Genomic DNA, 19,141 nt, shown 5'->3' with positions numbered 1-19,141 from the left:
CACTATATGAGGCGGTGGGTTTTTATAGTTATTTTTCAAATGTTCCCCTGATGATTATCTACCCATGTCTCACTGTCAACCGTCCCATCGTGATGACCGAGTCGATGCGATCATCCGATTTGTCGAGCCGTCGGATGTAGCCGATTTTGTCATTGATTAGCAAAAGATCTTTTTTAACACATTCACCGAGAAGTCTCCCACCTCTAAATGGAATGTAGGTGGGAGAGGTTCATATATTCAAGAGCGTATAGTTCCCCATTTTGAATCAGTTTTAGCAACGTTCTACCACCTTTGCGAATTTGGACTTGTATACTCTATTAACATTCATCCGCTTCTTCTGGCTATACAAAACGGTTTTGTTCATTGCTAGGGAGGCTTATATATACTAAAATAAATATGTAGCGAATGTTTAAAAAAATTCAAAATAAATGGTTTCCGGGAAGGAAGCAGGGCACACAAAGGGGAGGGATTGTTTGTGACGGATATTTCCACCATGAAAAATGAGTCGTTTCCGGTTCCGACTTATGAGGAATGGAAACAAGAAGTTGAGAAATCTTTAAAAGGAAAGCCGATTGAAAAGTTACATTCTATGACATATGAGCAATTGCAGCTCAAGCCGATTTATACAAGGCATGATCTGCAATCGCTTTCAATTGAACAATATCCTGGGTTTAGCGGGTATGTGCGCGGAATTGAGCCGAACGGGTATGTTCGCAATCCTTGGTTGATTAGCCAAGAAATTTCCGCCTCCACTCCTGAAGAATGGAATGAAATTGTCAAACATGATATCGCGAGGGGACAAACAGAAATTCATCTTGTGTTGGATCGCCTTTGTTTTTCGGTTGCGACGCTCGATGATATTGAAGTAATGTTTTCGGGTATTCCATTGCAAAACTATTCGATTCGCGTCGATGCGGGAGCTTGCTCGCTGCCATTTTTAGCGCTGTTTGCTACTTATTTGCAAAAGCAGCAGCTGTCGCTTCAAGAGGTGCGTGGCACGATCGGCATGGATCCTCTCGCTTTGCTTGTACAAAAAGGCGAGCTTCCGGCATCGCTAGAAAATCTATACGATGTGACGGCGGATGTGACGAAATGGGCCGCAGAACATATGCCGAACGTAAAAACGATCATCGTTCATGGTGAGCCGTATCATCATGGCGGAGCGAATGCAGTGCAAGAATTGGCGTTTTCATTTGCGACAGCGGTCGAATATATGAATGAATCTCTCAATCGCGGTTTGTCGATTGATGAGGTAGCAACGCGCATCAGCTTTTCGTTTGCGATTGGTTCGAATTTCTTTATGGAAATTGCAAAGCTTCGTGCGGCCCGACTGATTTGGGCGAACATCGTCGCAGCGTTCGGCGGCAGCGAGGAAGCGAAGAAGCTGACAGCGCATGCGCGAACTTCTTATTTTACAAAAACGGTGTATGATCCGTATGTGAACATGCTTCGTGCCACAAACGAAGCGTTTGCGGCTGTAGTTGGAGGCGCAAACAGCCTTCACGTTTCTCCTTTTGACGAGGCGATTCAGCCGGCGGATGAGTTTTCTAGAAGAATTGCTCGCAATACGCAGTTGATTTTGTTAGAAGAAGCGCATATGGGCAAAGTGATCGACCCAGCTGGCGGCTCTTACTATGTAGAAACGTTGACAGCGCAAGTGGCTGAACAAACGTGGCAGCTGTTCCAGCAAATTGAAGCGAAGGGCGGCATGACAAAAGCGCTCGAGGAAGGATTTGTGCAAGCGGAAGTAGAGAAAGTGGCGAAACAGCGCGATCGCCATGTAAAAACGCGCAAAGAAAAAATCGTCGGTACGAATGTTTATGCGAACTTGGCGGAAGCGTCCGTGAAGCGCGCAAATGAGCCGATGCGCACACCTAGCGAGCAATCGCTCGACGAGCAGCGTGTTGCTGAATTAAAAGCTGGGTTTGCCGTGAAGAAGTGGGTCGAAACAGCCCTAGCTGCGGCCGCACATCGAGCGACCGCTCAAGAAGTCGACAAAGCATTAGCGGCAACAGGTCCATCTATCAGCATTAAGCCAATTGTGCAATGGCGTTTAGCTGAGCCGTTTGAACAGCTGCGGAAAGCGGCGGAAGCACATTTTGAAAAGACGGGTCACCGACCGAAAGTGGTTCTCATTAACCTTGGCGCGATTCCGAACCATAAAGCAAGGGCAGATTTTATTACCGGGTTTTTTGAAGCGGGCGGTTTTGCTGTTGTGAAAAATGACGGCTATATGACAGCCGAAGAAGCGGTACAAGGGGCGCTTGCTTCAGGTGGTTCGCATTATGTCGTGTGCGGCACAGACGACAGTTACGTCGACGCTGTTCCGGTCATCGCATCTGAGCTCAAAAAGGCAAACCCTCATTTGAAGCTGTATGTCGCCGGAAAACAGGCTCCGAACATCGAAGAAGCATTTGTTCAAGCGGGGGTTGATGGATTTATTCATATCGGTTCAAATTGTTATGAAACGCTTGTCGCTGTCATGAAAGAGATGGGGGTGGCTCTCGATGAGTAGAAAGGTCGATTTTGCCAATGTGTCATTGCACATACCGGGCGTACAAACAAATGAACAAGAATGGAAACAAGCTGTTGAAGAAAAATTAAAGGCTTCGCTTGATGATTTGCTGTTTCAAACGAACGAACAAATTGCGCTGAAACCGCTTTATACAAAGAACGACATCGAAGGCTTTGATTTCTTGGATTACATGCCGGGCATTGCTCCGTATCTGCGCGGACCATACCCTTCCATGTATGTGAACCGTCCGTGGACGATTCGCCAATATGCCGGATTTTCGACAGCGGAAGAGAGCAACGCCTTTTACCGTCGCAATTTAGCGATGGGACAAAAGGGTCTTTCGGTGGCGTTTGACTTGGCGACGCATCGCGGGTACGATTCCGATCATCCGCGCGTTGTCGGCGATGTCGGAAAAGCGGGCGTGGCGATTGATTCGATTTTAGATATGAAGATTTTGTTTGACGGCATTCCGCTCGATCAAATGTCGGTGTCGATGACAATGAATGGGGCCGTGCTGCCGATTATGGCATTTTATATCGTGACGGCAGAAGAACAAGGTGTCACACAAGACAAGCTATCTGGAACGATTCAAAATGACATTTTAAAAGAATATATGGTGCGAAATACGTACATTTATCCTCCGGAAATGTCGATGCGCATCATCGCTGATATTTTTGAATACACGTCAAAATATATGCCAAAATTCAACAGCATCAGCATCTCTGGCTATCACATGCAAGAAGCGGGTGCGCCTGCGGATATTGAACTTGCGTATACGCTGGCAGACGGGCTCGAGTACGTGCGGACAGGGTTAAAAGCAGGGATTGATATTGATTCATTTGCGCCGCGTCTTTCGTTCTTCTGGGCGATCGGCATGAACTACTTTATGGAAGTCGCGAAAATGAGAGCAGCGCGCATCATTTGGGCGAAAATGATGAAAACGTTTAATCCGAAAAATCCAAAATCGCTCGCGCTCAGAACGCACTCGCAAACGTCGGGCTGGAGCTTAACGGAACAAGATCCGTTCAACAACGTCGTGCGCACATGCATTGAAGCGCATGCGGCAGCGCTTGGCCATACGCAGTCGCTGCATACGAACGCGCTTGACGAAGCGATCGCGCTTCCAACTGACTTCTCGGCGCGCATCGCTCGCAATACGCAGCTCTATTTGCAGGATGAAACAGGTATTTGCAACGTCATCGATCCGTGGGCGGGATCGTACTATGTGGAAGCGTTGACGAACGAGTTGATGAACCGGGCGTGGAAGCACATCGAAGAAGTCGAAAGCCTTGGCGGCATGGCGAAAGCGATCGACACAGGGCTTCCGAAAATGCGCATTGAAGAAGCGGCGGCAAGACGGCAAGCGAAAATCGACTCCGGCGCCGAAACGATTATCGGCGTCAACAAGTACCGCCCGGAAAAAGAAGAGCCGATCGACATCTTAGAAGTCGACAATACGGCAGTGCGTCTCCGGCAAATCGAGAAGCTGAAGCAATTGCGAGCATCGCGCGACGAAGAGCGCGTCCAACAGGCACTTGATGCGATTACGAAAGCGGCGGAAACGGGCGAAGGCAATCTACTTGAATTGTCGGTGCAAGCGGCTCGCGTTCGAGCGACATTAGGAGAAATTTCGTATGCGATTGAAAAAGTGGCGAAGCGCCATAAAGCGGTCATTCGTTCCATTAGCGGCGTGTACAGCTCTGAGTTTACGAACGAGGAAGAAATTGCGCGCGTGAAGAAAATGACGGATGAGTTTTATGAGCTTGAAGGGCGCCGTCCGCGCATTATGATCGCGAAAATGGGGCAAGACGGTCATGATCGCGGCGCGAAAGTAATTGCAACGGCGTTTGCTGATTTAGGATTTGACGTTGATATCGGCCCTTTGTTCCAAACGCCAGAAGAAACGGCGCGCCAAGCGGTCGAAAACGATGTTCATGTCGTCGGCATGAGCTCGCTTGCGGCAGGACATAAAACGCTGTTGCCGCAGCTTGTTGAAGAATTGCGCAAATTAGGGCGTGAAGATATTATCGTTGTTGCTGGGGGCGTGATTCCGCCGCAAGATTATGAGTTTTTATATGAACATGGAGCAGCGGCAATTTTCGGTCCGGGAACGGTGATCCCAGTGGCAGCGGAAAAAGTGTTAACTGAAATTTATAAGCGGCTTGGTTACGAGGAAGTGAGCCAATGAGTGACGAGCGAACATACCGCCCGGAGTGGGTGCCAAAAGAGCGCGGCGACGAGTTTGCCACCGCGTATGTAAAAGGGAAGGACGAAGCGGCAGCGCCAAACGCCAAAAAATGGGTGAAGCGGCGTGAGCGCTCCGCTTCGGAGTATATTGAAGGCGTGCTTCGCAATGACCGCACCGTTTTAGCGCAAGCGATTACGCTGGTGGAAAGCAATGCCGCCAAACATATGGAAATGGCCCAGCAAATCTTAAATGAACTTCTTCCACATGTTGGGAAATCGATCCGCATCGGCATTACCGGTGTGCCAGGGGCAGGCAAAAGCACGTTCATTGAAGCGTTCGGACAATTTTTATGCGAAAAAGGACATCGGGTCGCCGTGCTGGCGGTCGACCCGAGTAGTTCCATCACAGGCGGGAGCATTCTTGGCGACAAAACGCGCATGGAAAATTTATCGCGCGACCCAAGGGCGTTTATCCGTCCATCGCCATCGGGTGGCACGCTTGGCGGTGTTCATAGAAAAACAAGGGAAACAATGCTGTTATGCGAGGCCGCGGGATATGACATCATTTTAGTCGAGACAGTTGGCGTCGGGCAAAGCGAGTTTGTCGTGCGCGGAATGGTTGATTTTTTCATGCTGCTCGCTCTTACCGGAGCAGGCGACGAGCTGCAAGGCATGAAAAAAGGGATTATGGAGCTCGTTGACGCCGTGATTATCAACAAAGCGGACGGGGATAACAAACCGAAGGCGCTCGCGGCTCAAGAAGAGTACAATCAATTTCTTCACTATTTGCGGCCAGCGACGCCCGGATGGAAAACGGAAGCACACACGTGCTCTGCGTTATACGGTGAAGGAATCGAGCACATTTGGCATGTTATTGAAAAATTTGTGGCGGTGACAAAACAATCAGGCGTTTTTGAGGAGCGGCGCCGCCATCAACTGAAAGATTGGATTTACGCGATGATTAAAGACTATCTAGAAACAAGCTTTTTTGCCCATCCGCTTGTCAAAGAAAAGCTGCCGATTGTTGAAAACCATGTGATTTCTGGAAGGCAGTCGGTCACATCAGCGGTGCGCGAACTGATCTCAGTGTATGAGAATAGGGAATCATAAAAAAATATGGTACGATAAAGGAAAGGAATAGGGGGTGTTAAAATGTTCCAGTTTCAATTTTTTAATGATATTGTCGAGCAAGCGCGCAAGGAAATAGTAGCGGCTGGCTACCAAGAGTTGCGCACGCCGGAAGAAGTCGATGAGGCGTTGCAGCGAAAAGGAACGACGCTTGTGATGGTGAATTCCGTATGCGGCTGCGCCGGCGGCATCGCTCGTCCAGCGGCAGCTCATGCGATCCACTATGACAAGCGCCCTGATTATCTTGTGACCGTATTTGCCGGACAGGATAAAGAGGCGACAGCTCGAGCGCGCGAATATTTTGAAGGCTATCCGCCGTCTTCACCATCATTTGCGCTATTAAAAGATGGGAAAATTTGTACAATGATCGAGCGCCATGAAATTGAAGGACACGAGCCTATCGCTGTCATTCAAAAGCTGCAGGCGGCGTTCGAACAATATTGTGACGAGGTATAAGAGCGTTTTTAGGTCTGTCTCTTACGAAAGGGACAGATCCTTTTTATTTTCCATCGCTATTTTATAAGATTGTCTTGAAAAATTGGATGGATTCACTGAAAAGCCTCCCATCTCTCAACGAAGTATAGGTGAGGGAGACTCATTGTCGAGTGAAAGTAAAAGGAGTTGTGAAACAAGACGCAGAAGTACAAAAGATGGAGCTGTTTCGTAAAGTCGAATTGGAGAAGGAGACAAGTGAATATCTAGGAGGCCCGCTATCAGGAAGGCAAAAACAGCGTGTTACTTTTGCCTGGGGGTCAGCGAAGTCGCCTGAGGTGATGTTATTGGATGAACTAGCGTCACCGCTTGATCTAGAAATGGTAAAAGTGAAGTCTCTTGCTCATACGCAAATGACGACAGTGATTGTTACGCACGAAATGGGCTTTGCCTGCGAAGTGGCCGACCGCTTGCTTTTTTTAGATGGCGGCCAGCTTGGTGGGGACGCGCCGCTGGGCGAATTTTTCACCGTGCCAAAAGCGTGCGGGCGCAAGAATTCCTTGAAAAGATGCTATAATGAAAAGATGATCCATAATCATCTTTTTATGGGAGTTTTGTTTATGTTGAAGATCGGATACCGCACCATTAAAACAGCCATTGGCGCAGCGATTTCCATCAGCTTGGCGCAGCATTTAGGGCTAAAGAATTTTGCTTCAGCCGGCATTATCACGCTTTTATGCATTCAAGTGACAAAAAAGAAGTCGCTGCAAACCGCATGGGCGCGATTTGTTGCCTGCGTTGTAGCGATTGTCTTTTCCTTTGCTTTTTTTAAAGGAATTGCTTATCACCCATTAACAGTAGGGCTTTTGCTTTTGTTTTTTATTCCAACAACTGTATGGATGAAAGTAACTGAAGGCATCGCGACGAGTTCTGTCGTCATTCTCCATTTTTACGCAGCGAAACGATTTACAATGGAGATGGTGGTTCACGAATTATTACTGATCACCATCGGCATTGGTGTCGCTCTTATCGTGAACATGTATATGCCGAGCGTTGAAAACAAATTAAAGGAGCAGCAGCGTATCGTTGAAGATTTGTTTCGTATTATTTTCAAGGAAATTGTTAAATATTTGCGGACGAATGAAAGCGATTGGGACGGAAAGGAATTGATGCTCGCAGCGGACGTGTTACGCGAGGCAAAAATGATGGCGCTGCGCAATGTGGAAAACCATTTTTGGCGCAACGAAGAAGGGTATTACCATTATTTTCGCATGCGGGAGCGTCAGCTTGAAATTATTGAAAGGGTGTTGCCGCTTGTCACATCGCTTACATATACGGTCGAGCAGCGAATAGAGGTCGCTGATTTTATTGATCAATTGAGCGATGCCATCCATCCGGGAAATACGGCCGATCGCTTTCTTTGCCAGCTTCATCAGATGAAAAAGCAAGCGGAAACGATGCCGCTGCCAAAGACGCGGGAGGAGTTTGAGGAGCGGGCCGCGCTTCTCCATTTAGTAAAAGAACTAGAACAATACTTAATCATCAAAAGCCAATTTCATCCTGCAAAATAAACGTGCATGCCTTTTGCTCTTTTGCTTCACACTATAAAAAAGCAAAAGAGGTGAAATGGAATGCGCCTGTTAATTGCACTTATGCTATGTTATTTTTCGTTCTGGCCAGCTGCAGCGTCAGCCGCTTCAAAACCGCTGATTATTATTAATAAAGCGGTGAACCAGCTCGCCTTCGTTCAAAACGGAAAGATTGAATCCATATATCCAGTAGCGACAGGTGTTACCACTACACTAACGCCAGAAGGGCTATTCACTGTCAAAGTCAAAGCGAAAAATCCTTATTATCGGAAGAAAAATATTCCAGGCGGTGCGCCAAACAATCCGCTTGGGACGAGATGGATCGGATTTGACGCGAACGGCACCGACGGAAGGACTTACGGTATTCACGGAACGAACAATCCGCAGTCGATTGGGAAATACATTACGCAAGGGTGCGTGCGAATGCATAATCGCAACGTTGAAGCACTATATGAAAAAGTTCCGACTGGAGCTAAGGTGTTAATCGTCCGCAGCAATGAATCGTTTGCGGCGCTAGCTAAGCGGCACGGGGCGCTGCAATAAGTTTGTGGTCGGTAGAAAGGGTTATGCATGTGTTGATGAATCGGTGAGCAGCATTCAGGAAAAAGCTTAATTCAAACTGTTCGGCCCGGATCACACACGTCTTCTCTGAATAAAGGGGCGTTCACGGAGAAATTCATCTGCAAATTTGTGCTCATGTTCGGAGGATACGACAGAAAAGCGTATGATTTTCTCTATTTTAACACACCTACTGAGAAGTCTCCCACCTCTTAAAGGGATGTAAGTGGGAGAGGTTCATATTGAGTACCGCTAGTACTAAGAGGTGTTCACTCAAGCTGTTTAAGGCACGAGAGCGATAGAGAAACACAAAAGGGCGACTTGTCTCTGTCGCCCTAAAACCACATGCTAATGCCTGTTAAAATGGTCGTTAATATCATTGAACCGAGCATTAAATACACGACAATTTTTTGTGTTTTTTTCCGGGACATTATCGTTCCTCCCTATGAAAACATATTGCCATGTACCATTGTACCTTTATTTTTTATTGGGAACAAGCAAAAAAAAATTGTTTTTTGCAAGTCGAGCGGCAGGATTTTTTGTCGAAAGAGCGAAAATACATAATGTTTAAGAAATAATTACAGCAAAGGGGATTTGACGGGTGAGAGCGAAAAAAATTGATCATATTGGCATCGCAGTGTCTTCAATTGAGAAAGCGCTGCCATTCTATGTGGATATATTGCAGCTCGAATTGCTCGGCATCGAAGAAGTTGAATCGGAAAAAGTAAAAGTTGCCTTTCTGAAAATTGGTGAATCTAAGATTGAATTGCTTGAGCCGACCGCGCCGGACAGCGCCGTGGCTAAGTTTATTGAAAAGCGGGGAGAAGGCATCCACCATGTGGCGCTCGGTGTCGACGACATTCAAGCACGCATTGATGAATTAAAAACGAAAGGAATCCGCATGCTTAACGATACGCCGAAAACAGGAGCAGGCGGCGCGTTGGTCGCATTTATGCATCCGAAATCCGCTCAAGGGGTTTTATACGAGCTTTGCGAAAAAACGAGCGTGAAAGGAGAGCATGAATGATGGACATGTACGATAAAATTAATGAGCTGTATGACCGACGCCGCGAGATTGAACTAGGCGGAGGAGACGATAAAATCGAAAAGCAGCATGCGAAAGGGAAACTCACGGCACGTGAGCGCATTGATTTACTTTTAGACAAGGGAACATTTGTCGAACTGAATCCGTTTATCGAACATCGTTGCACCGACTTTGGCCTTGAAGGGAAAAAAGGACCGGGCGATGGCGTTGTGACCGGATACGGAAAAATTAATGGACGGACAGTGTTTGTCTTTTCACAAGATTTTACCGTTTTTGGCGGCGCGTTAGGAGAAATGCACGCGAAGAAAATTGCTAATATTATGGATTTGGCGGCAAAAACGGGAGCTCCAGTCATCGGATTGAATGACTCAGGCGGCGCACGCATCCAAGAGGGAGTTCTCTCGCTTGATGGATATGGCCATATTTTTTATCGCAACTCCATTTATTCAGGGGTCATTCCGCAAATTTCTGTCATCATGGGGCCATGCGCAGGGGGCGCGGTCTATTCGCCAGCGATTACCGATTTTGTGTTCATGGTCGAAAAAACGAGCCAAATGTTTATCACTGGTCCGAAAGTCATCGAAACGGTGACAGGTGAAAAGATCAGCGCCGAAGATTTAGGCGGTGCGCGCGTTCATAATACCATCAGCGGAAACGCGCACTTTGCGGGAAAAACAGAGGAAGAGGTTCTCGAAGAAGTACGCCGGCTTCTAAGCTACCTTCCGCAAAATTGTCAAGAAAAACCGCCGGTAGGCCCTATATCTGATGATGACGATTATCGGCCAGACCTAGCCGACGCGATCCCGATTGATGCTGTAAGGCCTTATGACGTGCGCAACGTTGTGCTGCAAGTCGTCGATGAAGGCTCGTTTATGGAAGTGCAAAAAGATTTCGCGAAAAATATTGTCGTCGGTTTTGCCCGCATTAAAGGGGAAGTCATCGGGCTTGTATGCAACCAGCCAAAGTTTATGGCAGGCGGTCTTGATATCGATTCATCTGATAAAGCAGCGCGTTTTATCCGTTTTTGCGACTCATTTAACATTCCAATCATTACATTTGAGGACGTAACGGGCTTTTTCCCGGGTGTTAAACAAGAGCATGGCGGCATCATTCGCCATGGCGCAAAAATTTTGTACGCTTATTCTGAAGCGACCGTGCCAAAAATTACGGTCATTTTGCGCAAAGCGTACGGCGGCGCTTATGTGGCCTTGAACAGCAAATCGATTGGGGCTGATGTCGTGTATGCATGGCCGAATGCGGAGATTGCCGTTATGGGACCGCAAGGAGCGGCGAACATTATTTTTGCAAGCGAAATTGAAAATAGCCCGAATCCAGAGGAAACGCGGGCGCAAAAAATCGAGGAATACCGGGGCAAATTCGCCAACCCTTACGTTGCCGCAAAATATGGCATGGTCGATGATGTCATCGACCCGCGCGATACAAGAATCAAGCTCATTCAAGCGCTTGACATGCTCCGCAACAAACATGAGGAGCGCCCTAAGAAAAAGCACGGCAATATTCCTCTATAACAATATGCCCTCCGTTATATGCGGGGGGTTTTGCATCGGTACGACCATATGAAATATCGCAGGAACGGCACGGGAGCCCAGTATATGACATTTATATGTAAATCGTGTATACTTTTCTTATATATTATTGTTGAATACATACTTGCAGGGGGCTTATCGAATGATTAACGAACAACGTTTAGTGGAAGAGTTTTTAGAGCTTGTGCAAATTGATTCGGAGACGAAGCACGAAGGGGAGATCGCCAAAGTACTAAAGCAGAAGTTTGAAGCGCTCGGCCTTCGCGTGATTGAAGACGACACGACAGGGCAAACAGGCCACGGGGCTGGGAATTTGATTTGCACTTTAGAAGGCACAAAAGAAGGAGTAGATCCTATCTATTTTACTTCGCATATGGATACCGTTGTGCCGGGCAAAGGCGTGAAGCCTTCGATTCAAGATGGGTACGTTGTAACAGACGGCACGACCATTTTAGGGGCTGACGATAAAGCGGGGCTCGCGGCGATGTTTGAGGCGATTCGTGTCCTTAAAGAGCAAGGCATCGCTCACGGAACGATTCAATTCATTATCACGGTCGGCGAGGAGTCCGGTCTTGTTGGAGCGAAGGCGCTTGATCCGTCACTCATTGAAGCGAAATTTGGCTATGCGTTAGATAGCGATGGAAAAGTGGGGAATATTGTCGTTGCTGCGCCGACGCAAGCGAAATTAAAAGTGGTCATTCACGGAAAGACAGCGCATGCTGGGGTCGCTCCTGAGCGCGGCGTTTCGGCGATTACAATCGCCTCCAAAGCGATTGCCCAAATGCCGCTTGGCCGCATCGATGAGGAAACAACAGCGAATATCGGGCGCTTTGAAGGGGGAACGCAAACGAATATCGTCTGCGATCGCGTTGATATTTTAGCAGAAGCACGTTCGCTCGTTCCGGAGAAAATGGAGGCGCAAGTCGCGAAAATGAAAGAGGTATTTGAACGTACGGCTGAAGAAATGGGAGGGCATGCGGATGTCCAAGTCGAGATTATGTATCCGGGCTTTAAATTTGGCGATGGCGATCATGTAGTGGAAATCGCGAAGCGCGCTGCAGCAAAAATTGGCCGTTCGTGCGAGCTTTTGCAGAGCGGCGGCGGCAGCGATGCTAACGTCATTGCTGGATTCGGAATCCCAACGGTAAATTTGGCGGTCGGCTATGAAGACATTCATACAACGAATGAGCGCATGCCGATTGAAGAGCTTGTCAAAACGGCAGAAATGGTTGTGGCGATTATCGAGGAGGTAGCGAAATAATAAAGGGTGCTTCAAAAGCAATTGCTTTTGAAGCACCCTTTCATTCTTAAATCGGTTTAAGAGAATTTGAACGTCTATTAGTCTGAGTCGATTTTGAAAAATTCATTGTTGCGAACGGTATGACCTTCTAACCAACCAGCCCCTGCTGCGGTTGTAGTTGCAGCATAAATGTTGACGGAAAGATCCTCATCAGGCAAATTTACGCGCACTTCGTAGTACGTGCCTGCCGGAACTGTAGCGCTTAAGCTTTGCCGTGTATTTTCTGGGATTGTTCCTGAAAAATTTAATAGCGTTGCTACCGGGTTCGTTCGTGAAGAAGGTGGGGCTCCTGTTCCCCAGTCCAACACGCGTACAGTGACATTTCGCGCAGCATCATCGTCAAGGTTGAGTAGTTGAACATGGACTGTAATAGAACCTGTCGTATTATTTAGCATAACACCGGATGACTTTACTTTATCTGACATTTGTGTTTAACCTCCTATCTGTTTCGGACTACAATGATAGTAAATGCAGAAAGAAAGAGAAGTGAAAGAGTTAAAAGCACATCTTATAAAATTTTTTATTATCAATGTTAAGAGTCTTAGATGATACATAATGTTTATATTTCGGGAAATTTATAGTATGATATACATATAGTGTTATCGAGGAGAGAAAGGGAAATGAATAAAGTAGTTGTGTTTCAGCTTGACAATGAACAATATGCCATTCCTGTCGAGCATGTTGTTTCTATTGAAAAAATGATGACGCCAACTGTTATTCCGCAAATGCCCGACTATATGGTTGGAGTGGTCCGCATTCGCGGCGAATTAGTACCGGCGCTAGATATGATGAAAATTTTATATCGTCGCCCATATGTCGAGAGCGATCAAACGAGACTCATTGTTGTCAGCACGGCAAGCTTGTCGGCGGCTTTTATTGTAGGCGAGGCAAAAGAAATTCTTGATATTCCTGAGGAAATGATTAAGCAAGTGAATATGCTCGCCTATCAGCAAACGCCTTATTTTATCGGTGTAGCCAATTTGCCAGAGCGGTTGATTACGCTCATTGATCCGAACGTGTTGTTTGAGCGTTTAGAAGGAATCAAAGAGGTTCAGGAGCATATAAGCAATTAATAATTGAGTAGCGAAAAGGATCGGCCTTCTGTAGCGGCTGATCCTTTTTTTATATTTACCAAGAAATCTCCCACTTCTAAACGGATTAGGGGCGGGAAAGGTTCATTGCAAATTATCATCTGAATTATAAGGCGAAAAAAGATTAAAAGGTAATAGTCTCGCTTCCGCAAAAAAGAGCGAGGCTGTTTTTTTGATGAATCTAGACGGATAAAATTGTAAAAAAATCGGGTATTTTGAGTTCGATAAAGTCATGGTATATTCAAATATGGTGATTTCAACACTATTTTATGTAAAAATAAGGAAATGAATAAACTTCTATTTCAATTTTAATTTATTTTTCATGTTAATATATTATTTTTTTTGCGATAGGAGGAGTAAGATGGGGGTTTTCATTAAAAAGGTTAAAGCATTTTTTGGCTTACCCTATGTGCATTGGATAGCTAGAATGATGTATTATTTGCTTATTTTGTTAGGCTTGTTGATGATTTATGGATTTAAAATGACGAATTCGAGCGCTTATATTTACAACGAGTTTTAAAGAGGGGGGGATCGATATGGAACTATATGCCAAGATAAGAAAATGGTCGCAATCTAAACCAGACGCTATCGCTGTTATTTCCAACGGAGCTCAATTGACATATAGCGAGCTTGAACAATATTCAAATTCATTGTCTGCTTTTATATCAGAAAAAATGAACGAGAATAAGGCGCCTATTATTGTATATGGGCACATGGAGCCACTAATGCTCGTATGTTTTTTGGCGGCGGTGAAATCAGGAAGAGCGTATATTCCTATTGATGCAAGCATTCCGGAAGAAAGAGTTAAAAAAATTATTAACGATTCGGGTGCGACGGTATTTTTATCGCCGGGCAGCGTTCCGACGAGCTTGTTATCGGATGGTCGTTTCATAGTGATGGACCATCATGATATCAATGAGGCGATTGCTTTATATAAAGGGGCAGAACCGTCTAGCGAGCAGTTTGTGAAAGATGATGAAAATTTCTATATTATTTATACATCCGGCAGCACCGGGAATCCAAAGGGCGTACAAATTACTTATAACAATTTGACAAGTTTCATTGATTGGATGGTTTCCGATTTTGGTTTAAGGGAAAATCAACGATTTTTAAACCAAGCGCCTTTTTCGTTTGATTTGTCTGTCATGGATTTGTACCCTTGTCTGTATTTAGGCGGAACGCTATGGACAATTTCGAAAGATTTAATTGTTAATCCGAAGCAGCTATTTGAATCTTTAAGAAAATCGAACATTCATGTTTGGACTTCAACTCCTTCATTCGTTGAAATGTGTTTAATGGATCCCCAATTTTCTGCGGAAATGCTGCCATACATGGAAACGTTTTTATTTTGCGGAGAAATGCTGCCGAACGAAACAGCACGTAAATTAAAAACGCGATTTCCGAACGCGGTCATTTATAACACATACGGCCCGACGGAAGCGACAGTGGCAGTAACAAGCGTAGAAATCAATGACGAGATTTTAAATGAGTATCCTTCATTGCCGGTGGGAATCCCGAAAAAAGATGTTGAGATTTTTATCATTGATGAGAAGGGGAATGAACTCAATGAAGGAGAAAAAGGAGAAATTGTAATCGCGGGCAAAAGCGTAAGTAAAGGATATTTCAATAACGAGGAGTTAACGCAAAAATCGTTTTTCTTTTACCGTAATCAGCCTGCGTATAAAACAGGGGATGTTGGTTATATCAAAAACGGGTGGCTCTTTTGCGCCGGAAGGCTCGATTTCCAAATTAAGTTGAATGGCTATCGCATGGAAATAGAAGAAATCGAAGTGCAGTTAAGAAAGCTTTCTTTAGTGGAAAGCGCCGTTATTGTTCCAATTTATAAAGATAACAAATGCCAATATTTAATGGCGGTCGTGGTGCCAAAGGCGCATTCGTTTGAAAAAGAATACCAATTGACGGCGCATTTAAAGAAAGAGCTGCAACAACTATTGCCGGCGTATATGATTCCGAAAAAATTTGTCTATGTCTCCTCGTTGCCGATGACCAACAACGGAAAAGCAGACAGAAAACAAATCGCAAATGAGGTCGGAGTATGATACCGTATTCGTCGTTTTACTTTTTCTTTATTCTAGGCATTTTATTGATTCCTATTATTGTGCTCGGATATAAAGAAAAAAGGAGCATCATCTATTATTCATTTGTTCATTTGGTGATCCTCCTTTTAGTCTTTGTATCTGACATCCATCAATTGCTTTCGTTCATTGTGTATATTGTCTGGCAAAGCATACTAGTTCAATGGTACGTGTCTTATCGGAAAGAAAAAAACGAAAGTTATGTGTTTTACATTGCTATTTTGCTTTCGATTATGCCTTTGTTTGTTACGAAAATGCTGCCGTTGTTTGAGCTGACCAATTTGATCGGATTTTTAGGCATTTCGTATTTGACCTTTAAATCGGTGCAAATGCTGATCGATCTTCGCGATGGGGCGCTCAAAACGTTGGCGCTTAAGGAACAATTAGCGTTTCTATTATTTTTTCCAACCATTTCATCTGGACCGATTGACCGCTTTAAGCGATTTAAAAAAGATATGGAGACGATTCCGACAAAGGAAGAGTATCGCCTTCTTTTATATCAAGGTATAAATAAAATCTTTTTAGGCTTTTTATATAAGTTCATCATCGCTTATGTGATCAATGATCGAGTGATAGAAACGCCGTTTATTCAAGGCCATACGCCTCTTGCCACATTTATTTATATGTATGCCTACAGTTTGTATTTATTTTTCGATTTCGCCGGATATAGCGCATTCGCCATTGGGGTAAGCTACATGATGGGAATTAAAACCCCGGAAAACTTTAATCTTCCGTTTATCAGCAGAAACATAAAAGATTTCTGGAACCGATGGCATATGTCGCTGTCGTTTTGGTTTAGAGATTATGTGTATATGCGGTTTGTCTTATTTATGACAAAGAAAAAATGGATCAAAAACCGCTACGCTGTCTCTTATATGGGATATTTTTTATTATTTTTGCTAATGGGAATTTGGCATGGAATCGCGCTTCATTATATTGTCTACGGACTCTATCATGCGGCGCTCATTATTTCCTTTGATTATTTTGAAAGAAAGAATAAACAGCTGCAATTTTGGAAGAAAAATAAGATTACTGCTATCATTTCTATAATCATTACTTTTCATGCGGTATGTTTCGGCTTTTTAATTTTCTCAGGCCGATTATTCTAGAAAAAACGTGATGGAGGAACAGACAATGAATGTAAAAAATACCGTTCTTGAATTATTAGAAGAGATTTGCCAAACAGATGTAGTAAAAGAGAATTTAGACATCGAGCTGTTCGAGGAAGGGTTGCTCGATTCGTTTGGAACCGTATCCTTATTAGTCGGGATTGAAGAAAAGCTAGGGATTCATGTAGGCATCTCCGAATTTGATCGGGAGCAGTGGTCTACTCCGAATAAAATTATTTCCATATTGGAGAATTGGGCATGAAACGACCGTCATTCAGCCCGCTCGTAGCGGCTGTTTTACTTTTTTGTTTCATCATTCTCATACCGAACCGATATCTGTTGCCGATGGTCGGAGATAAAAAGGTGGAAGAGGCGGCAGTAGACCTGGATTTTGAAATGTTTCAAGGAGAAATGATCCAAAAGAAAATGCTCGAGAGCCCTAAATATTTGCCGATCTATGGTTCATCGGAATTGTCGCGGCTTGATACGTTTCATCCGTCCAACTACTTTAAAGTCAACTCGATCGGCGTCACCCCTTTTCTCGTCGGAAGAGGGGGAACGCAATCTTTTGTTCATTTTTTAAATTTTGCCGACCAAAAGGACGGATTGAAAAATAAAAAGCTTTTATTTATCCTCTCCCCGCAATGGTTTTATCGGGAAGGGGCGACGCAAGCATCGTTCGGCGCCAATTTTTCAACATTGCAGGCGTACCGGTTTGCGCTCCAGCCGAAGGTGAGCGAAAAACTGCAACTAGAAGGCGCGAAACGTCTATTAACATTCGACGTTGTAAGAAATGATGCCATGTTAAAAACATTGTTAGAAGCGAAGATTCATCATGACGAGAAAACACAAATGAAGGCCAATATCGTCAAGCCATTCGCCTTTCTCTTTATGAAAGTATTAGAAAAGCGCGACTTGCTGCATTCGATTTTAGATATTCCGCTAACTAGACTGCATCCGAAGCCGTCCTTGATTAAAAATAAAACGTGGGACGAGCTGGAGAAAAATGCGGAGGAAATGGCAAAGTCAAGAAGCACGAATAATCGTTTTTACATTGACGATTTTTATTACAACAAAAGAATTAAGCCAAAAATTGCTGAATTGAAAGGATTTCGCAAAAATTCCGGGCTGCTTGTGTCCCCTGAATATCATGATTTTCAAATGGTGCTCGATGTATTAAAAGAGGCGAAAGCGAAGCCGTTGTTTGTCTCTGTACCTGTCAACGGCTATTGGTACGACTACATGGGATTAAGCAAAAGCGAGCGCAACGGCTACTATCAAAAGATCAAAAAGCAAATTGAAAAAGAGGGATTTCCGGTGCTTGATTTAAGCAACCATGAATATGACCCGTACTTTTTAAAAGACTCGATGCATTTAGGTTATAAAGGCTGGCTGCCGATTGATAAGGCGATTATCGAATTTGTAAAACAGGAATGATTGCTGAAAGCGAACGACATTTGACAAAGCACCTTTGCGTTTTTGGCGCAGACGGCGATGGATGTCGCTATTCATTTCAGAAACCAAACAACCATAGGTGGGCTCATTGGTATCCCCGCCTATGGTTGTTCGGTTTTTTGTTATGTATCTGGGGGGTCTAGATGATACGTACTTCAACCGATTGAAAATGATAGCCGCAATCTGCTTGATAAGATGGTGCTCGATCAGCATCAAGGCTGGGGCTGAACGTATTCGGCATCGTAAGAATTTTCTCCGGCATGAACCGAAAGCAATGTATCGGCATAGCCAACGAGCCGATTCACCACTTCATCTGATATGGCGTATACAAATGGGCTCATATTCCGTTCATGCAGCGCCGGATCATCATAAATAATGGTGGTATTGATAAATACATCTCGGTTTCCGTACAAGTCATAATGGATGATCGCTTTTCCCGCCGCTCCTTTTGTGCGAGGATCTTGGAAGTTCGGAATAAACACATACCACTCTTCGGCTGTAGCCGAACGAAAATTTTTCGTAAAGCGTATTCCCTCCACCACCTGTTTGATTTCCTGCTCTAATGAAGGGTGCTTCAATTCAATAATATTGTCATCCATAAAAAACGCTCCTTTCTGTTTTTATTATGTCCATTTTTCACATTGAGCGTTTATGGATGGATTAGAGCTTTTTGCAAGCTACATTGCCAAAAGCGGCATTTTTTCAATATTTCCTTTTACAAGTTTGAGCTCTTGACCATCGACGGTTAAATCGATCATTAACTCTTGGCATGCATCGTGATTGTTTCTCTTATAGTTGGACTGCAAATATTGAACACGGTACCATTTTCCGCCGTACTGAAAGTACATATAGCGTCCCCGCATAAAATCAATCCAAAATTTCGTTGCCTCTCCATTTAATGTTTTAATGACATATCCCCACGATCTTCCTTGTTGTGACACGGTCATTTTTGGCTTTGCCGTATTCATCACTTTGTAGTATAAGCGATTACGGATATCATAAAGCATCATGTCCGCATAGAGCCCCCTATTTTTGTTTTAGTATTATTATAGACATGATGCTAGAATATTAGACTCATTTTTTCATGAA

General features: G+C 44.6%; 19 protein-coding genes. 15 read left to right on the top strand and 4 right to left on the bottom strand.

Annotation, left to right across the window (positions count from 1 at the left end; translation table 11 throughout):
- The first annotated feature begins 475 nt into the window (after positions 1–475).
- The 6 genes from N667_RS0100415 (at position 476) to N667_RS0100390 (ending at position 8,394) form a co-directional block, all read left to right on the top strand.
- Complete coding sequence (locus N667_RS0100415) at positions 476–2,515, top strand: methylmalonyl-CoA mutase family protein (RefSeq protein ID WP_027407717.1); 2,040 nt, start codon at positions 476–478, stop codon at positions 2,513–2,515.
- Positions 2,508–4,703: a methylmalonyl-CoA mutase gene (gene scpA / locus N667_RS0100410; protein WP_027407716.1), complete on the top strand. Its 2,196-nt coding sequence runs from the start codon at positions 2,508–2,510 to the stop codon at positions 4,701–4,703. Before N667_RS0100415 ends, scpA begins: the two co-directional genes overlap by 8 nt.
- Positions 4,700–5,812, top strand: coding sequence for a methylmalonyl Co-A mutase-associated GTPase MeaB (gene meaB / locus N667_RS0100405; RefSeq protein WP_027407715.1), 1,113 nt, complete (start codon positions 4,700–4,702; stop codon positions 5,810–5,812). Before scpA ends, meaB begins: the two co-directional genes overlap by 4 nt.
- Before the next feature lie 42 nt (positions 5,813–5,854).
- Positions 5,855–6,286 (top strand): BrxA/BrxB family bacilliredoxin, encoded by a 432-nt coding sequence (locus N667_RS0100400; RefSeq protein WP_027407714.1) that lies wholly within the window; start codon positions 5,855–5,857, stop codon positions 6,284–6,286.
- A 596-nt stretch (positions 6,287–6,882) separates the two neighbouring features.
- On the top strand, positions 6,883–7,833 hold the full coding sequence (locus N667_RS0100395) for an aromatic acid exporter family protein (RefSeq protein ID WP_027407713.1): 951 nt from the start codon (positions 6,883–6,885) through the stop codon (positions 7,831–7,833).
- 60 nt (positions 7,834–7,893) lie between these two features.
- Positions 7,894–8,394 (top strand): L,D-transpeptidase, encoded by a 501-nt coding sequence (locus tag N667_RS0100390; protein ID WP_027407712.1) that lies wholly within the window; start codon positions 7,894–7,896, stop codon positions 8,392–8,394.
- Positions 8,395–8,744: 350 nt separating this feature from the next.
- On the opposite strand, the gene prli42 is transcribed toward N667_RS0100390, so the two are convergent.
- Positions 8,745–8,840 carry a stressosome-associated protein Prli42 gene (prli42, locus tag N667_RS19685; RefSeq protein WP_156936072.1) on the bottom strand — a complete coding sequence of 32 codons (96 nt, stop codon included), beginning with the start codon at positions 8,838–8,840 and terminating at the stop codon, positions 8,745–8,747.
- Positions 8,841–9,010: 170 nt separating this feature from the next.
- On the opposite strand from prli42, the gene mce reads away from it, so the two are divergent.
- The 3 genes from mce (at position 9,011) to N667_RS0100370 (ending at position 12,262) form a co-directional block, all read left to right on the top strand.
- Positions 9,011–9,436 (top strand): methylmalonyl-CoA epimerase, encoded by a 426-nt coding sequence (gene mce / locus N667_RS0100380; protein WP_027407711.1) that lies wholly within the window; start codon positions 9,011–9,013, stop codon positions 9,434–9,436.
- Complete coding sequence (locus N667_RS0100375) at positions 9,433–10,983, top strand: acyl-CoA carboxylase subunit beta (RefSeq protein ID WP_027407710.1); 1,551 nt, start codon at positions 9,433–9,435, stop codon at positions 10,981–10,983. The genes mce and N667_RS0100375 overlap by 4 nt, the downstream gene beginning before the upstream one ends.
- 160 nt (positions 10,984–11,143) lie before the next feature.
- Positions 11,144–12,262, top strand: coding sequence for a tripeptidase T (locus tag N667_RS0100370; RefSeq protein WP_027407709.1), 1,119 nt, complete (start codon positions 11,144–11,146; stop codon positions 12,260–12,262).
- Between the two features lie 77 nt (positions 12,263–12,339).
- On the opposite strand, the gene N667_RS0100365 is transcribed toward N667_RS0100370, so the two are convergent.
- On the bottom strand, positions 12,340–12,726 hold the full coding sequence (locus N667_RS0100365) for a hypothetical protein (RefSeq protein WP_027407708.1): 387 nt from the start codon (positions 12,724–12,726) through the stop codon (positions 12,340–12,342).
- A 195-nt stretch (positions 12,727–12,921) separates the two neighbouring features.
- Between N667_RS0100365 and N667_RS0100360 the strand changes: the two genes are divergently transcribed.
- The 6 genes from N667_RS0100360 to dltD all read left to right on the top strand — a co-directional run bounded on the left by N667_RS0100360 (position 12,922) and on the right by dltD (position 18,034).
- Positions 12,922–13,374, top strand: coding sequence for a chemotaxis protein CheW (locus tag N667_RS0100360; protein ID WP_027407707.1), 453 nt, complete (start codon positions 12,922–12,924; stop codon positions 13,372–13,374).
- Between the two features lie 340 nt (positions 13,375–13,714).
- A complete protein-coding gene (gene dltX, locus N667_RS20300; RefSeq protein ID WP_332248952.1) occupies positions 13,715–13,912 on the top strand; it encodes a teichoic acid D-Ala incorporation-associated protein DltX in 198 nt (65 codons plus the stop codon).
- 16 nt (positions 13,913–13,928) lie between these two features.
- On the top strand, positions 13,929–15,452 hold the full coding sequence (gene dltA, locus N667_RS0100350) for a D-alanine--poly(phosphoribitol) ligase subunit DltA (RefSeq protein WP_027407706.1): 1,524 nt from the start codon (positions 13,929–13,931) through the stop codon (positions 15,450–15,452).
- The gene (dltB, locus tag N667_RS0100345) at positions 15,449–16,597 is read left to right on the top strand and encodes a D-alanyl-lipoteichoic acid biosynthesis protein DltB (RefSeq protein WP_027407705.1); all 1,149 of its coding nucleotides are present in this window, start codon (positions 15,449–15,451) and stop codon (positions 16,595–16,597) included. The genes dltA and dltB overlap by 4 nt, the downstream gene beginning before the upstream one ends.
- Before the next feature lie 25 nt (positions 16,598–16,622).
- The gene (gene dltC, locus N667_RS0100340; protein WP_027407704.1) at positions 16,623–16,859 is read left to right on the top strand and encodes a D-alanine--poly(phosphoribitol) ligase subunit 2; all 237 of its coding nucleotides are present in this window, start codon (positions 16,623–16,625) and stop codon (positions 16,857–16,859) included.
- Entirely contained in the window at positions 16,856–18,034 is a 1,179-nt protein-coding gene (gene dltD / locus N667_RS0100335) for a D-alanyl-lipoteichoic acid biosynthesis protein DltD (protein ID WP_027407703.1), read from the top strand. The genes dltC and dltD overlap by 4 nt, the downstream gene beginning before the upstream one ends.
- A gap of 230 nt (positions 18,035–18,264) precedes the next feature.
- Here dltD and N667_RS0100330 read toward each other — a convergent pair whose 3' ends face one another.
- Complete coding sequence (locus N667_RS0100330) at positions 18,265–18,651, bottom strand: hypothetical protein (RefSeq protein ID WP_027407702.1); 387 nt, start codon at positions 18,649–18,651, stop codon at positions 18,265–18,267.
- Between the two features lie 78 nt (positions 18,652–18,729).
- Complete coding sequence (locus tag N667_RS0100325) at positions 18,730–19,062, bottom strand: hypothetical protein (RefSeq protein WP_027407701.1); 333 nt, start codon at positions 19,060–19,062, stop codon at positions 18,730–18,732.
- Positions 19,063–19,141: the final 79 nt, after the last annotated feature.

The organism is Anoxybacillus tepidamans PS2 (assembly GCF_000620165.1).
Classification (GTDB): domain Bacteria; phylum Bacillota; class Bacilli; order Bacillales; family Anoxybacillaceae; genus Anoxybacteroides; species Anoxybacteroides tepidamans_A.
The sequence above is the reverse complement of the archived record's forward strand: the minus strand, read 5'-3'. Positions and strand labels throughout refer to the sequence as shown.

Excerpts from the sequence above, each read along its gene's own strand:
- dltC (WP_027407704.1), top strand. The coding sequence starts at position 16,623 with ATGAATGTAAAAAATACCGTTCTTGAATTATTAGAAGAGATTTGCCAA.
- N667_RS0100390 (WP_027407712.1), top strand. The coding sequence starts at position 7,894 with ATGCGCCTGTTAATTGCACTTATGCTATGTTATTTTTCGTTCTGGCCA.
- N667_RS0100365 (WP_027407708.1), bottom strand. The coding sequence starts at position 12,726 with ATGTCAGATAAAGTAAAGTCATCCGGTGTTATGCTAAATAATACGACA.
- prli42 (WP_156936072.1), bottom strand. The coding sequence starts at position 8,840 with ATGTCCCGGAAAAAAACACAAAAAATTGTCGTGTATTTAATGCTCGGT.
- N667_RS0100360 (WP_027407707.1), top strand. The coding sequence starts at position 12,922 with ATGAATAAAGTAGTTGTGTTTCAGCTTGACAATGAACAATATGCCATT.
- meaB (WP_027407715.1), top strand. The coding sequence starts at position 4,700 with ATGAGTGACGAGCGAACATACCGCCCGGAGTGGGTGCCAAAAGAGCGC.
- dltA (WP_027407706.1), top strand. The coding sequence starts at position 13,929 with ATGGAACTATATGCCAAGATAAGAAAATGGTCGCAATCTAAACCAGAC.
- dltD (WP_027407703.1), top strand. The coding sequence starts at position 16,856 with ATGAAACGACCGTCATTCAGCCCGCTCGTAGCGGCTGTTTTACTTTTT.
- dltB (WP_027407705.1), top strand. The coding sequence starts at position 15,449 with ATGATACCGTATTCGTCGTTTTACTTTTTCTTTATTCTAGGCATTTTA.
- scpA (WP_027407716.1), top strand. The coding sequence starts at position 2,508 with ATGAGTAGAAAGGTCGATTTTGCCAATGTGTCATTGCACATACCGGGC.
- N667_RS0100395 (WP_027407713.1), top strand. The coding sequence starts at position 6,883 with ATGTTGAAGATCGGATACCGCACCATTAAAACAGCCATTGGCGCAGCG.
- N667_RS0100375 (WP_027407710.1), top strand. The coding sequence starts at position 9,433 with ATGATGGACATGTACGATAAAATTAATGAGCTGTATGACCGACGCCGC.
- N667_RS0100370 (WP_027407709.1), top strand. The coding sequence starts at position 11,144 with ATGATTAACGAACAACGTTTAGTGGAAGAGTTTTTAGAGCTTGTGCAA.
- N667_RS0100400 (WP_027407714.1), top strand. The coding sequence starts at position 5,855 with ATGTTCCAGTTTCAATTTTTTAATGATATTGTCGAGCAAGCGCGCAAG.
- N667_RS0100325 (WP_027407701.1), bottom strand. The coding sequence starts at position 19,062 with ATGATGCTTTATGATATCCGTAATCGCTTATACTACAAAGTGATGAAT.
- dltX (WP_332248952.1), top strand. The coding sequence starts at position 13,715 with ATGTTAATATATTATTTTTTTTGCGATAGGAGGAGTAAGATGGGGGTT.
- N667_RS0100330 (WP_027407702.1), bottom strand. The coding sequence starts at position 18,651 with ATGGATGACAATATTATTGAATTGAAGCACCCTTCATTAGAGCAGGAA.